The organism is Gemmatimonadaceae bacterium (genome assembly GCA_020846935.1).
GTDB lineage: Bacteria > Gemmatimonadota > Gemmatimonadetes > Gemmatimonadales > Gemmatimonadaceae > RBC101.
Genome location: JADLCY010000006.1, coordinates 135364 through 150499, shown reverse-complemented (window position 1 = coordinate 150499; position 15136 = coordinate 135364). Strand labels below are relative to the sequence as shown.

The 15136-nt window shown below is 68.0% G+C and carries 11 protein-coding genes; 7 read left to right on the top strand and 4 right to left on the bottom strand.

Features of this window, described 5'->3' with window-relative positions; translation table 11 throughout:
- Nucleotides 1–19: 19 nt before the first annotated feature.
- On the bottom strand, nt 20–2854 hold the full coding sequence (locus IT361_08155; GenBank protein ID MCC6317648.1) for a S9 family peptidase: 2835 nt from the start codon (nt 2852–2854) through the stop codon (nt 20–22).
- A gap of 122 nt (nt 2855–2976) precedes the next feature.
- Here IT361_08155 and IT361_08150 point away from each other — a divergent pair, with 122 nt between their 5' ends.
- The 7 genes from IT361_08150 to IT361_08120 all read left to right on the top strand — a co-directional run bounded on the left by IT361_08150 (nt 2977) and on the right by IT361_08120 (nt 10146).
- A complete protein-coding gene (locus tag IT361_08150) occupies nt 2977–4422 on the top strand; it encodes an MBL fold metallo-hydrolase (protein ID MCC6317647.1) in 1446 nt (481 codons plus the stop codon).
- Nucleotides 4423–4447: 25 nt separating this feature from the next.
- Entirely contained in the window at nt 4448–5074 is a 627-nt protein-coding gene (locus IT361_08145; protein ID MCC6317646.1) for a DUF502 domain-containing protein, read from the top strand.
- 63 nt (nt 5075–5137) lie between these two features.
- The gene (locus tag IT361_08140) at nt 5138–6442 is read left to right on the top strand and encodes an amidohydrolase family protein (GenBank protein ID MCC6317645.1); all 1305 of its coding nucleotides are present in this window, start codon (nt 5138–5140) and stop codon (nt 6440–6442) included.
- Between the two features lie 92 nt (nt 6443–6534).
- Nucleotides 6535–7764, top strand: coding sequence for an exo-alpha-sialidase (locus tag IT361_08135; protein MCC6317644.1), 1230 nt, complete (start codon nt 6535–6537; stop codon nt 7762–7764).
- The gene (locus IT361_08130; GenBank protein ID MCC6317643.1) at nt 7761–8276 is read left to right on the top strand and encodes a TlpA family protein disulfide reductase; all 516 of its coding nucleotides are present in this window, start codon (nt 7761–7763) and stop codon (nt 8274–8276) included. The genes IT361_08135 and IT361_08130 overlap by 4 nt, the downstream gene beginning before the upstream one ends.
- Nucleotides 8277–8317: 41 nt before the next feature.
- Complete coding sequence (locus IT361_08125) at nt 8318–8932, top strand: DJ-1/PfpI family protein (protein ID MCC6317642.1); 615 nt, start codon at nt 8318–8320, stop codon at nt 8930–8932.
- Nucleotides 8933–9354: 422 nt separating this feature from the next.
- Nucleotides 9355–10146, top strand: a complete 792-nt coding sequence (locus IT361_08120) for a PEP-CTERM sorting domain-containing protein (protein MCC6317641.1) — start codon at nt 9355–9357, stop codon at nt 10144–10146.
- Nucleotides 10147–10193: 47 nt separating this feature from the next.
- Here IT361_08120 and IT361_08115 read toward each other — a convergent pair whose 3' ends face one another.
- The 3 genes from IT361_08115 to IT361_08105 form a co-directional block, all read right to left on the bottom strand.
- Entirely contained in the window at nt 10194–10817 is a 624-nt protein-coding gene (locus IT361_08115) for a hypothetical protein (GenBank protein ID MCC6317640.1), read from the bottom strand.
- 74 nt (nt 10818–10891) lie between these two features.
- A complete protein-coding gene (locus tag IT361_08110) occupies nt 10892–11986 on the bottom strand; it encodes a beta-ketoacyl-ACP synthase 3 (protein ID MCC6317639.1) in 1095 nt (364 codons plus the stop codon).
- 48 nt (nt 11987–12034) lie between these two features.
- On the bottom strand, nt 12035–14905 hold the full coding sequence (locus IT361_08105) for a S9 family peptidase (GenBank protein ID MCC6317638.1): 2871 nt from the start codon (nt 14903–14905) through the stop codon (nt 12035–12037).
- Nucleotides 14906–15136 lie beyond the last annotated feature (231 nt).

Genomic DNA, 15136 nt, shown 5'->3' with positions numbered 1-15136 from the left:
ACCCGAATCCCGCACGCGACTACGGCACCAGCTTCTTCATCTGGTCCTTGCCCTTGTCGACCGCCGGGATGCCCTTGACCATCCATTCCGGTGCGGGCTCGCCCTTGAGCTTGTTGGCAAAGAACTGCTGCATGCGCATGTCGATGTCCATCTGGTTCGCGCGCTTTCTCGGATTGTGCCCGTCACCGTTGTAGGTGACCATGTACACCTCCTTGCCCAACCGGCGCAGGCCGACGAACAGCTCGATGCCCTGGTACCACGGCACCGCGCCATCGGCGTCGTTATGCATGAACAGCACCGGCGTGGTCACGCGATCGAGGTGGAAGAGCGGAGAGTTCTCGATGTAGCGCACCGGGTACTCCCAGAGCGACCCGCCAATTCGGCTCTGCGTCTTTTCGTACTGGAAGGGGCGCGCCATCCCCGACTCCCAGCGGATCCCGCCGTAGGCGCTCGTCATGTTGGCCACCGGCGCGTTCGGGACCGCGGCCGCAAACATCCCGGTCTGCGTGATGAGATATGCGCTCTGGTACCCGCCCCAGGACTGCCCGGCGATCCCGATGGCCTTCGGGTTGACGTAGCCCTTGGCGATCAGGCTCTGGACGCCAGGGATGATCGCCTTTTGCGCGCTGGGCCCCGGCCAGCCCACCTCGTACACGATGTCCGGGAAGAAGACGACGTAGCCTAACGACGTGTAGACCGACGGATTCACCACATTGCGCCCGGTCGGCGCGTGGTAGTTGTGCAGCCCGTCGGAGAGCATCTCATAGTAGTACACGACCATCGGGTACTGCTTCGTGCGATCGAAGCCCTCGGGCGTGTACACGAGCCCCTTGAGCGGTGTGCCATCGCTGGAGATCCAGTGCACCAGTTCCACCGAGGGCCACCGGTACTCCGCCTGCTGCGGATTGGCGTTGGTGACCTTCGTCGCCGCCGCGAGGCTCGGCCCGGTCCACAGATCAGGGAACTCGGCGACCGTCTGTTGCGTGAAGAGGTATTGCTCCGCGCGACGGGCCTTTGACGGCGTCCCGTAGTTGCGGTCGCCCCACACGAGCCGCTCGGGCGCCGCCGTCCGGTCCAGCCAGTCGCGATAGTAGCCGCTGGCTTTGGTCTCCTCGTTGAAGGCCCGCACCAGCACGGGCTGCGCGGGATCCACGAACCGATCGTCGGGGTCGAGATCCACCAGACGCATGATGGTGGTGTTGCGTCGGCCCAGTGAATCGGTGAGCACCCGCGGCGCGCGCACGCCGAGCGGGTCGAGTTCCCACACATCCCATCGGTCGTAGACCAGGACGCTGCGGTCCTCACGCGTCCATCCGGCGATGCCATAGGGCGACGCGGTCGTCGGGCTGTCGTTCGTCTCGTCATCGAAGCGAATGCCCGTCAGCGTGCCGGTGAGCGACCTGGCCTGACCCGTTGCCGGGTTCCACGCGTGCCACGCCCCCTTGTCGAAGTAGGTGACGAACCGCCCGCCGGGCGAGAGCTGCGCGCCGAACTCGAGGCGTCGCGCCACGGTCGAGATGCGTCCGGTCGCGAGGTCGGTGACAAACGCGTCGGTACCTCCGTCGCCCCACATCGCCTCGACGGCATACGGCACGTTGGTCGTCGTCAGCGCGACCCTGGCGTCGTCGCTCACCGTGACCTGCGGCATCGTGTCGTTTGCCAGGCGGAGGCTGCGACGCGCCCTGAGCAGGTGCACGGCGGCCCAGGTGCGATCGCGATCGCGGGCGACTTCGATCTTCTGTTGCGGCTGGAGGCGCTTGTCCTGGTAGTGCCAGAGGTCGAACACCGCCTTGTCGGCGAGCGAGTCGGCGGGAATCGTGTCTGCCGCCGGGGGCGCCACGCTGAACAGAATCGCGGAGCCATCACGCGTGAAATCCGTTCGCCCTCGCTCGCTGGGACTCAGACCGTCCACGCTGCCCGGCGCGGCCACCAGCGTGGCCGCGGGCGAACGCACCGTGGCGTGATAGAGCGAAAAACGCGGCTTGGGCTGCGCAAACTCCGTCCGGTTGCTCACGAAGGCGAGTTGAGTTCCCGCCCGATCCAGTACCACGGACCGATAGTCGCCCTCGCCCGCCATCACCGTGGCCGTCTGCTTGGTCGCCAGCGTGCGGAGGTACACGCCATCGGACTGCGGGGTGCGTGATGCAACAGCGTACACCAGCACGCGGCCGCTGTCGTCGAAGGCGTAGGTCGTCACGTCCGCCAGTCGATCCTCGGTGCCGTCGACGAGGTTGCGGACGACCAGCGTGCTCCCGTAGTCGCGACGGCGCGTGCGCGTGGCGAGCGAGTCGCTGAGTTGTCGCATCGCGGGCCCCGTCGAGGAATCTCGCGGCGCGGGGTCGGGTTCGAGCAGGTACGCAAGCCAAGTGCCCGATTCGCGCGCGAGCCGAAAGCTGCGCACCCGCGGGACCGTGCTCACGCGACCATCAGCAAGGCTCATGAGGCCCAGCGACGCACGAGGCTGCTGCGCCGCCGGGCGACGCTCGGCGCGTGCCCGATCGAAGTCGGCCTTTGGCGCGTACGCGAGGAACACGGCGTGACGGGAGTCGGCGGTGATCTGCGCTGGGACCGCGACGAACGGCGAGTCCACCGTCACACTCGTCACCGGACGGCCGGTCCAGCCGCGCGGCGCCCGGTACTCGGTGGTCCCCTGCGTCGCGCGCACCACGACCTCGCCGTTGCCAACCACCGGCGTCAGGGTGTACACGACCCATTTGCCGTCCGCCGACAGCGTCGCGCCCTGGATCTGTCGCCAGGAGTCATAGGTGTCCTGCGTCAGCGCCTTCTTGCCCTGCGCGCCCGCCACTGCAGGCATCCAGGCCAGCACCGCGAGCACACGTGACCAATGTCGCATCGTCCTTCCTCCGCGCCGTGACGGCGTCGATACGGGGCTGGAAGCCCCCCTGTCATTCCGCCAGTTTTCCCCAGGTTCGCAGCAAGAACGCATCGGCTGATCCTCGCGTTGCCGGAGGCGACGTGCTCCTCAAGCGATTCTACCACGACGGCCTCGCGCAGGCGAGTTATCTGGTCGGTTGTCAGCGCACCGGCGAGGCGATCGTCATCGACGCGCTCCGTCACCCGGAGCCCTACCTCAAGGCGGCCGCCGCCAACGACCTGCGCATCACCCAGGTCACCGAAACCCATATCCACGCCGATTACCTTTCGGGGAGCCGCGAACTCGCCCGCCGCGCCGGCGCGCGGCTGCTGCTCTCCGGCGAAGGCGGACCAGACTGGCTGTACGCGTTTGCGGAGTCTGACGGTGCCCGGATCCTGCGTCATGGTGACCGCATCCAGGTCGGCAACGTGCACCTCGACGTGTGGCACACGCCGGGGCACACGCCGGAGCACCTCACGTTCGTGCTCACCGATGCGCCGGCCGCGCCGCAACCGCTCGGGGCCTTCACCGGCGACTTCCTGTTTGTCGGTGACGTGGGACGCCCCGACCTGCTGGAGCGCGCGGCCAACATCGCCGGCACCATGCGGCCTGGTGCGGCGCAGCTCTACGACTCCCTCCTCCGATTTACGTCGGCGTACCCGGACTACCTCCAACTCTGGCCCGGGCACGGCAGCGGGTCGGCGTGCGGCAAGTCGTTAGGCGCGGTTCCGTCGTCGACGCTCGGCTACGAACGCATGGCCAACTGGGCGCTGCGCAGCACCGGCCGCGACGCCTTCATCGAGGAGGTCCTCGCCGGCCAGCCGGACCCGCCGCCCTACTTCGCGGCCATGAAGCGCCTCAACCGCGCGGGACCGGCCCTCCTCGGTGCGTCGCCGACCGCGCCGCGGCTCGCCCAGGACCAGCTCAGCCACGCCCTCGCCGCCGGCCGCCGAGTGGTCGACCTGCGCCCAGCAGCCACCTACGCGCAGGGATTCGTTCCCGGCACGATCAACCTGCCACGCAATGGATCGCTCGTGACGCGCGCGGGCTGGTTTCTTGACGTGGAGCAGGAGTACTACCTGCTGAGCGACGCCAATGACGACCAGCCTACGCGCCAGGCGCTGGCCGAACTGACCCTGATCGGACTGGACCGATGTGCAGGATGGTTCGGCGCCGACGTCCTGGCCTCAGCGCGTGAGCGCAGCACGCTCTTGCAGATGCCGCAGGTGGACGCGAACGCCGTGGCCGCACAGATACGAGACGGGCACGTCACCGTCGTCGACGTGCGCAACGACGACGAGTGGGCCGAGGGCCACATTCCGGGCGCCGTGCACATCCCGTTGGGTCGGATCGAACAGCGGCTCGCGGAGGTCGACACCAGCCGCCCCGTGGTGGTGCACTGCAAGTCCGGCGGTCGGTCGTCCGTCGCGGCGAGCCTCCTGCGCGCGCGCGGCGTGGCGGACGTGCGGAACCTTGAAGGTGGCTTCGTCGGTTGGCGACGCGCCGGGCAGCCGGTCGAGACCGAGGCGCGCGCGGGTGACCGCTGAACCCGCGCCACGAGCCACCGGGCGCGTGGCGGCGCGCTCCCGAAGTCTCGGACGACGGCTCGTCGGATATTTTCTTCGCGGGTTGGTGTTTCTGGCCCCGGTGGTCATCACGATCTACGTCGTCGTGGTGGTGTTCCGCACCGTGGACGGCTGGCTCGGTGGCTGGCTCGGCGGCTGGCTTGGGCTCTCGATCCCCGGCGCCGGATTCGTCGTCACGATCGTCCTGGTCGCACTCTTCGGCTTCTTTGCGTCCGGGTTCATCACGCGGAGCCTGGTCGCCGCGCTCGACGATGTACTCGAACGGCTGCCCGTCGTGCGGCTGCTGTATTCGGCCATCCGGGACTTCGTGAACGCCTTCGTCGGGGAAAAGCGGCGGTTCGACAAGCCGGTGCTCGTTCGCCTCTTCGACAACAGTTCGGCCCACGCCCTTGGCTTCGTCACGCAGGAGTCGCTGGATGCGCTCGGGCTGGCAGACTGGATCAGCGTGTACATGCCGCACTCGTACAACTTCTCGGGCCAGATGTATGTGTTCCCGCGCAGCGCGGTCACGCGGGTCGAGGCGAGCAGTTCCGACTTCATGGCGTTTGTCGTGTCCGGCGGCGTGACGGAAGTTCCGACGGTGGCTTCAAGGCCGGGGCCACCCACCCCCTGATCGCGGCTGGCGCGGAGCCCAGACCCCACCGCACCTTGGTGGCTCACTCCGACCACCCTGTTCATGGCCCGTACCCGCATCCGGTTTTCGTTAGGCGCACTGGCGCTCGCCGCCGCATCGCTCGATGCGCAGCGCCCCGCCCCGGCTCCCGATCTGCTGCTCAGACCGGCGCGCGTGTGGGACGGCGTCGCCGATGCGCCGGTCGAGGGACTGGTGGTCCACGTCCGCGGTGATCGCATCGTGGCGGTGGGCCCGGCGGCCCAGGTGCGCGCCCCCGCCGACGCGCGCCGCATCGACCTCCCCGGACTGACCCTGATGCCGGGGCTCATCGACGCCCACTCGCACGTCCTGCTGCATCCGTACAACGAGGCGTCGTGGGACGACCAGGTGCTCAGGGAGTCGACGTCGCTGCGCGTGGCGCGCGCGACCGTCAGCCTCCGCAACACGCTGCTGGCCGGCTTCACCACGTTGCGCGATCTCGGCACTGAAGGGGCGGGCTACGCAGACGTCGGTCTCAAGCACGCGATCGAGCGCGGCGTCATTGTCGGACCTCGCCTCCTCGTCACGACACGCGCGATCGTTGGCCGCGGGAGCTACGGGCCCAAGGGGTTCTCGACCGAGGTGGAGGTGCCGCAAGGCGCCGAGGAAGCGGGCAACACCGAGGAGCTCGTGCGCATCGTGCGTGACCAGATCGCGCACGGTGCCGACTGGATCAAGGTGTACGCCGACTACCGATGGGGCCCCAACGGCGAGGCACGGCCGGGCTTCACCGAAGCCGAGCTGCGCGCCGCGGTCGAGATCGCCGAGACCAGTGGGCGTCATGTGGTGGCCCACAGCTCGACCGCGGAGGGCATGCGACGGGCGACGCTCGCGGGCGTGACCAACATCGAACATGGCGACGCCGGCACGCCGGAGGTCTTTGCACTGATGGCGCAGCGCGGCGTGGCGCTCTGCCCCACGCTCGCCGCCGGCGATGCGACGGCCCAATACGCCGGATGGAAGAAGGGCGTGGATCCCGAACCTGCGCGTATCGGCGCCAAGCGCGCATCCTTCGCGCGAGCTCTGGCTGCGGGCGTGACGATCTGCAACGGGAGCGACGTCGGTGTGTTCACGCACGGCGACAACGCGCGCGAGCTCGAGCTGCTCGTCGCGTACGGACTCACCCCGCTGCGTGCGGTACAGGCGGCGACGTCGGCAACGGCAAAAGTCCTGAAGATGGAAGACCGAATCGGCAGCGTGCGCGCGGGGCTCCTGGCCGATCTCATCGCCGTCCAGGGTGACCCGACACGGGACATCCACGCGACGCGCGAAGTACGATGGGTAATGAAGGGTGGCGAGGTCTTCCGCGATGATGCGGCGCGACCGTGATTGGCCATAGATTGGAGGGACGCTCTCGCACGTCGCTCGCGGGTCACTGCTCGCGCCTCACACCGCGTGCCTCACTCCTTCCGCGCCCCACCGTGCCCCTTTCCCTCTTCCGAACGTGCCGCATCACCGCGCTCGTCGTGCTGGTGGGATGCGCCAGCGAGGCGCGGACGCCCCCCCTCACCGAACTGGCCTCACCGACGGGTCCGCGCAGCGGCGAACCGTTTCTGCACGTGGACGGCAACGACCGCGTGCACATGACGTGGATCGAACGCACCGGCGATTCGACACATGCCGTGCGCTATGCGCGGCTCGACGGCACGACGTGGACGACACCGACGACCATCAGCGAGCGCCGCGACCTCTTCGTGAACTGGGCCGACTTTCCTTCGGTTGTCGCGACCGCGTCCGGCCGACTGGTTGCCCACTGGCTGCAGCGCAGCGGCACCGGCGGTCGCTACGCGTACGATGTGCGCGTCGCGGAGTCGCGGGACGCCGGCGCCACGTGGAGCGGAGGCGGGTTGCTGCACACGGACGCCGCCGGCGCCACGGAGCACGGCTTCGTTGCGCTGTGGCTCGGCGCCGGTGACAGCGTGTTCGCGGCCTGGCTCGATGGCCGCGACACCGGTGGCCAACCCGATGCCGCACGCGGCGCCATGAGCGTGCGGCAGACCAGCGTAGGCCCGGACGGCGTGCCGTCGGTGGAGAACGTGCTGGACCTGCGCACCTGTGAATGTTGCCAGGTCAACGCCGCCGTGGGCGCGCGCGGCCCGATCGTCGTGTACCGCGACCGCTCGACCGAGGAGATCCGCGATATCGGCGTCGTGCGCCAGGTGGATGGGCGCTGGACCGAACCGGGCATCGTGCACGACGACCGCTGGCGGCTCGAAGCCTGTCCGGTGAACGGGCCCGCCGTCGCGGCACGCGGGGACACGGCCGTCGTGGCGTGGTTCACCGGAGCGCAGGATACCGCGCGCGTACGCGTGGCGTGGTCCTTTGATGGCGGGGCCACGTTCAACGCGCCGCTTCGTATCGACGGCGGCGATCCCGTAGGTCGCGTCGACGTCGAGCTACTGGCCGACGGGGCAGCCGCCGTGACGTGGCTCGAGCGCGTCCCGCCGTCCACCGGTGAGGTCCGCGCGCGGCGCGTGTCACCCTCGGGAACGCTGGGCACGCCGATCCTGCTGGCCAGCACGTCGTCCGCGAGGCCCTCAGGTTTTCCCAAACTCGTCCGTCGCGGGTCAGACCTCATCGCCGCGTGGACGGTTCCCGGCGACACCGCGCGCGTCAAGCTCGCCCTCCTCCCCGCGTCGGCCCTGCCATGATCCGCCCGCATGCCACGATGATCGTTGCCGCCTTCGCTCTGCTCAGCGCGTGCGCGCCTGGCGAACGCGGGCCGGTCCAGGTGGGCGATGTCGCGCCGGAATACGGCGCGACGCTGCTGACGGGCGACTCGGTGAGTACCGCACAGCTCGAGGGCAAGGTGGTGCTGCTCAACGTGTGGGCGACGTGGTGCGCCCCCTGCCGGCAGGAGATTCCCTACCTCCAGAAAGTCTACGACGCGAACAAGTCACGCGGCCTCGAAATCGTCGGCGTGTCCATCGACGCACGCGGCTCGGACGAGTCCATCAACGAGTTCGCCAGGGAGTTCGGGATGACGTATCCCATCTGGCGCGACCCCGACGAACGTGTGCAGTCGCTGTACATGGCGCTCGGCGTTCCGGCGAGCTACCTGATCGATCGTCGTGGCGTGCTCCGGTGGAAGCACCTCGGCACGGTCAAGCCGACGGACACCGCGTTCACCGCGGCCCTGGAGCGCGCGCTCGGCGGGGACTAGTGAAAGAAAGCCACGCGCCGACGGTCACGGACCCGCAGTCGATGGCAACGCCACGCACCGTCGGGATCTTCATGTTTGACGAGGTCGAGGTGCTGGACTTTGCCGGACCGTTCGAGGTCTTCTCTGTCTTCGGGCGGCGGAGTCAGCTCGACCTGTTCCGCGTGCTGACCGTCTCGGAACGCGGACAGCCAATCACGGCGCGCAACGGTCTGGTGATCACGCCGACCCACGGTTTCGCGACGTGCCCGCCACTCGACATCCTGCTCGTGCCGGGCGGATTCGGCACAAGACGGGAGATGACAAACCCTGTCGTCCTCGAGTGGGTGTCTGCCCGCGCCCGAGCCAGCGAATACACGCTTTCGGTGTGCACGGGCGCGCTCATCCTCGGGACGGCCGGGCTTCTCGACGGGCGGAACGCCACGACGCATCACCTCGCCGTTGCCGAACTCGCTGCGGCCGCGCCGGCCGCGATCATCCACCCGGAGGCGCGCATGGTCGACAACGGCTCGCTCCTCTGCTCGTCAGGCGTGAGCGCGGGTATCGACATGTCGCTGTACCTCGCGGCCAGGCTCCACGGCGATGACCTGGCCCGCGAGACCGCGCGATACATGGAGTACGAGGGTCGGTGGAGCGACCCCTCGCGCGTGGTGCGCTGACTCGCGCCACCCCGCCGACCACCACGTGCATCACCGGAGGGTGCGTTCGGCATGCGCCTGATCGACCCGCCACGTCGCTGCCTGCCGCGAGGCCGTCGCGGGCGACAAGAGCCGCCAGGCGAAGTCACCTGCAGACGACAATTCATCTGAAACGCCGGACGGGAGTGCGCCGCATGGCGATGAGAATGGTCAGGGGCTGAGGCACCTGCTCACCGCTCCGCACGGCCACCAGCGGACGGCGCGTCATTGCGCCGCCGGCACTCGTAAGGCAGTTTTTCTGCGGCTCACCCTTCCAGGCGTCACGCCTTCCCTGACGCAGATCACCAATCCGATGCGACGTACAGCGCAGGCTTAGCGGCGTGCCGGTCCCAAGTATTCCCACGGATGAGTTCCGATCGTTCCGTCGCCCCGCGCTGATGCCGATGAATCGCCGAGCCGAAGTCACCATGCGCACGAACCCCTGGTGGATCGCCGCCGTGCTGATGGTCATGGCCCCTGGGCGCGCCGACGCACAGGGGGCGCGGGTCTTCTGCGTGCCCAACACCCAGGCGTGCTTCAGCGCGACGTTCGGGTTCGTGCCAACGCCGGCGAATCCCTTCTACAGGAACCGGCTCTCGTCGGTCGTCACCAACGTGCAGGGCACGTACGGCGGATTGAACACGCCGTACGGATTTCTTGGCCTGGAGTATGTGCAGCGCTGGAACGGGCTGACGGATGAGCGGACGACGACCGCGTTCATGGATCTGCCAGGTTCGCTCGGCAATCTGCGGCGCAACTCGGCGGCCCCTGGATTCGACTTCGATCAGCCGACGGGTCGAGACGGGTACATGATGATGCGCGGTACCGGGTATCTGGGGTGCCAACGCATCGCCACGGACGACTTCTGGACCTGGTCCACCTGCCCGCGCGATCGGCGGGATGGCCGCGTGGCCTTCGACATGGACCTGGCGTACCTGGCACCCAACGGTTCGATGCAGCCCGCGACGTTCAGGCATTTCGCGCTGCGCGCACACACGACGCTCGGCACCTGCACGTTGCCCATGGCGCGGTGGCTGACGGAGCGTCGCGGTGACGCCTGCGAGGAACGGGTGGTCTTCGACGCGACGCTCGCCGACGCCGTCGTGACGCCCGAACCGGGAACGCTGTTCCTCCTTGGCAGTGGCGCCGCGCTGGCGGGCGCGGCGCTGCGCCGCCGCAGATCACGCGCCTCGTAGGGCCGGACCCGGGATCGCGCAAAGCGCACGATCCCGGAGTCACCGAGCTACTTCGTGACCGCCAACTGGTCGACGTGCACTTCGAGCTGGTGGTTCACGCGAATCCCCCACACGCCGTCGGTTCGGGCCGACATGCCTGACCTGGGCGTGCTGTGCACCACGGTGCCGTTGACCACATAGTCGATCTTGTCCGCGCCAACTCGCACCTCGAGCGTGTTGGTCGAGCTGCCATTGGCATCCGGCTTCACGACCGAGGCGTGCGGCGTCTTGGCCTGAACGTCGTGCGTCGCGGCACCGGCGCGATGCTTCACCAGGAACGAACCGTCCTGCCCCACGAGAAAGTAGAGATAGGCCTGGTCTCCGCCTTCGAGCCCACCGGCACCAAAGACCAACCCGTAGTAGTTGGTGTGCCCACTCGGCTTCACCAGCCGAAAGCGACCTTTGAGCGTGTAGGCACCGGTCGCCGTGTTTTCGTTCTTCCAGAGCGTGACCGCGGGGCCAGTGGTCACGTGGAAGCCGTTCCCCATCGTCACGAACTTGATGTCGGGCGTGTTGTCGGGGTCGCTGGCACTCGTGCTCCGGTCCACCCGCTCGTGCCAGCCGGCCGGGGCCTGGGCGGCGAGCGGGAGGGCGAGCAGTGCCGAGAGGGCGACGACAGCAGGGCGAAGCATGTAGTGAACTCCAGAGAGGCGGGACACACAATATGTCGCCCCGGCTTCCGGCGTGCTTGACCGGTTCGGATCGCTCAGCCGTGCAGCGACGACTCGGCGAACACCGGGGCGTGCAGTCCTGTCGCGGAGCGACCGTGCGGGTCCTGTCGCGCGCGAATCTCGTTGACCATCTGGAGGGCGGTCCGCTCCGGCTCCGGCAGCGCGCGCGAGGAGTAGCCGAGCGGCACGGTGCGCTCGCCCCAACGGACCAACAGGGCGCAGAAGGTGAGGCCGGCACCGAAGCCCGGAAGCAGCAGAAGACTCCCGGCGCGGACGCGACCCGCCTCGAGCGCCTCGACGAGGGCGACGGGGACAGTGGCCGCGCTCATGTTGCCGTACTTGTGCACCGTGGTCACCACGCGATCCATCCCGATACCTGCATACTTCGCCACGGCTTCGATGATGCGCAGGTTCGCCTGGTGAGGCACGACCAGGTCAACATCGCCTGACGCGACGCCGGCCTCGGCCAGGACGCGCGCCGACGCCTCGCTCATTCCCTTGACGGCGCGCTTGAAGATCGTCGGGCCGTCAAAGTCCCACAGCGTGTCCCCAAACGACACTCCCAGCCCCGCGTAGCCGCATCCCACGCCACGCACACGCAGCGTGTGCCGCGCTTCGGCGTCGCAGCCCAACACGCTGCCGACGACCCCCAACGGCGCACTGCTGGCCTGGAGCACTACCGCGGCCGCCCCGTCACCAAACAGCACGGCCACGTTGCGATTGCTCCAATCCATGTACCGCGAGATGAGTTCGACGCCGATGACCACCGCGTTGCGGACGACGCCGGTGCGGATCATGGCCGTCGCCGTGGACAACCCGTAGAGGAAGCTGGTGCAGGCGGTGTTGAGATCCATCGACGCGGCGCGCGTGGCGCCGAGGGACACCTGGACCCCCGATGCGCTGTTGGGCACGGCCTCTTCGTTGCTGCAGCTGCCGTAGATGATCAGGTCGAGCTGCTCGGGGGGCAGACCAGCGCAGGCGAGCGCGCGCGACGCGGCGAGGGCCGCCAGCTCCACGGCATTCACATGCGAGACGCGGCGCTCCTTCATGCCGGTGCGCGTGGTGATCCACTCGTCCGACGTCTCGAGAAACGTCGAAAGGTCGTCGTTGGTGAGGACGGCGGGGGGCATGGCTGCCCCCCACCCCGTGATCTCTGCGCCTTCGCTCACCACCTGCGGTCAGGAAGCAACCTTGGGCTTCTTCTGTCGCGACTTGAGGTGCTCCTCCATCTGCAGCCGCGGAATGCCGTTCCTGAGCCACTCCGGCGCGGGCTTGCCCATGAGGAAGTGGTCGAAGTACTCCGCCATGCGCAGGGTGTAGTCCTTCTGGTTCTTCGGCAGCTGCAGGCCGTGGTTCTCGCCCACGTACTGCAGCATGATCACGTCCTTCCCCTGCTCACGCAGGGTGTTGAACCAGGTGATGCCCTGGTTGAAGTCGACGGCGCCGTCCTTCTCGTTATGCAGGATCATGACCGGCGTCTCGACCTTGTCTGCGAAGAACACCGGCGAGTTGCGGATGTAGGCGTCGCGATTCTCGATGTAGCTGCCCTTGAAGCGTCCCTGCGACGATTCGAAGATCGCCATGTCGGCCGTGCCCGTGTTCCAGTAGACCGAGCTGTACATCGAGACCATGTCGGTGAGCGGCGCGCCGGTCACGATGCCGGCGAAGAGCTTGCCGGTCTGCGTGGCGAGGAACGAGGATTGGTAGCCGCCCCACGAGTGGCCGTGGAGCCCCACCTTCGCCGGATCCACGATCCCGGTCGCGATCGCCGCCTTCACCGCGGGCACCACGCACCACACGGAGGACATGCCCGGGTCGTTGATCTTGTACACGATGTCGGGCATGAGCACGGCGTACCCGCGGCTCGTGTAGACACTGGGGTTGAATGCCCGCGTCTCGTTGGGCACGGCGTACTGGTGCAGACTCTGCGAGAGCTTTTCGTAGATGTACACCATGGTCGGATACTTCCGGCCCGGCTCGTAGTTCGCCGGGAGGAAGAGCGCACCCTGCAGCGAGTCGCCCTTGTCGCTCACGTAGTTCACGAGCTGCGCACCGCTGGACCACGCGTAGTCCGCCTGCTGTGGGTTGGCGTTCGTCAGGCGGCGAGGCGCCGCGAACGTCTTCTCGGCGACGTAGTAATCCGGAAAGTCCCGGAAGGTCTGGCGTGTGTACACCCACGTGTCGGCGTTGCGCGCACGATTCACGGTGAACTTCGCGTCGTCCCACAACAGCACTTCGGCACCGGCCTTGCCCGGCATGACGCGGGCCAGTCCCTCCTTCTTGGTCTTCTCGCCGTAGGTCTGCAAATACACGGGTTGCGCGAGGTCGATCCCGCGTTCCTTCGGGTTGATGACGAGGCGCCGTGTGTAGCGGATACGCTCCTTGCGCCCATTGCCCGTGAGGTTCACGAACGCGCCACCCCTGATGCCCACCTTCCATACGTCGTAGTTGTCGAAGAGCAGCACCGACTGATTGTCGGCGGCCCAACCCACGGGCTGCACCGGCGGACGATCGACGTTGTGATCGTCCTCCGTATCCACGAAGCTGGTCGGAGCGCCCGTGGTGATCGGCGTCGACGCCTTCGTCGCGAAGTCGTAGATGTGGTATTGCCCGTCGTCGTAGTAGAGCGCCTTCGTGCCGTCGGGCGATGGGAACAGGTTGTACTTCGCCGCGGACCGGATCACCGAGCGCGCGCCCGTGGCCAGGTCGATGGCGAGGATGTCGCGGCGCTGACCTCCGTCGATGGCATCGCGGCGCTCGTAGGCGCGACGATCGTACCCGTAGGCAAATCGATCGCGCGGCGTCAGCTGCACCTCGCGCAGCTCATCGGTCGCGAGTCGCAGGAACGTCTTTGTGCCCAATCGATACTCGGCGAGATAGGAGTACTGCTTGTCGCGGTTCTCCTCGACTTGCTGCTGGGACTGCAGGCGTGGGTCGCCCTTGCCGTGCCAGATGACCAGGCTCGGCAGGTCGTCATCGCTGCCCCCGGCGCCCGCCGGTGACTGCATCGCTCCAGGCGTGCCGGCTACCGGGCGCACATCGGGACGCGTGGCCTTCGATTCCGGGCCGGTGCGCCGAGCGCTGATGCCGAAGAAGAAAGCCGACCGATCGGTGCTCCACCGCGGCGCACGATCCGGAGAAATGCGCAGGCCAGCCGGGAACGACGCGACATCGGCCACAGCGAACGCCGAGCGCGTGGGCTGCGTCGCGTTGCCGGTCCAGCCAACGATCGAATACGCCGTGTCGGACGCCGCGCTGTCGACCACGCCCCGGAGCACCGTCAGCGCAAAGCCGGAGTCGGTCCAGGTGAGCCGCCGGTACAACGCCTTGTCACTGTCGAGCGACCGGACCACGTCGGTCGCGAGGTGACGCAGCTGCACACCATTGCCGACCTGGTCGCGCACCTCCGTCGTCCACGCGAGCTGGGCTCCGGTGTCATCGAGTGCCCATTCGCCCACGGAGCCGATCGTGGAGATCGTGCCTGAACGCAGGTCGAGCAACAGGAGGTCCGCGGATGGGGCCCCTTCCGCGGCATAGCGATGCATCACGAGCCAGCTCGGGGCGTCTCCGGCAAACGCAAACCGTCGGACCTTGTCGAAGTCGCGCTTCTCGCCCGTCGCGACGTTCACCAGCGTGAGCCCATTCTGCAGGGGCTTGCGATCCTTGCGCAGCTTTTTTGCGTCGGCCGCCTTGGGGTAGGTCGTGAACGCCAGCCATCGTGCATCCCCGGAGATCGCGAGCGACGCATCGGCGGCCGGGCCGAACGGCCCTCCACCTCCTCCGGCAGACGGTTCGCCGATCGGCCACGTCTTCTCGACGGCGTCGGCACCGGTGGAGCGCAGTTTGACGGATCCATCGCCTTCGTTGGGGGCGACGACGTAGGCGAACCACTTGCCGTCCCACGATGTCGCCGTACTGCGGATGGAGTTCCAGGACGCCAGGTCGGCTGGATCCAGAGCGCGAAGGGAACCAGGACGAGCAGCGCCCGGTCCCTGGGCGGTGGCCAGCGCCGGCGCCACGAGGGCAGTCAGGAGTACGCGATGACGCATGGGAGAGTCGGGTGGCAGTTCAGGAACGCATCGACCCGCCAAAGATGGGCGGCGGACCACGCCACGCCAGCCCGACGCCGTACTCCCCGAAGATTTCACGTGGACCGAACTGCGCGGCGGCATCCGCGCTGACGACCACCGTCGTCATCGGAACGGCTGGCCAGAAGCAGCAGGCCCCGCACAAGCTGACGGGTGAGCACAAGTACGTGCCCATGCCATGAAGACACAGCG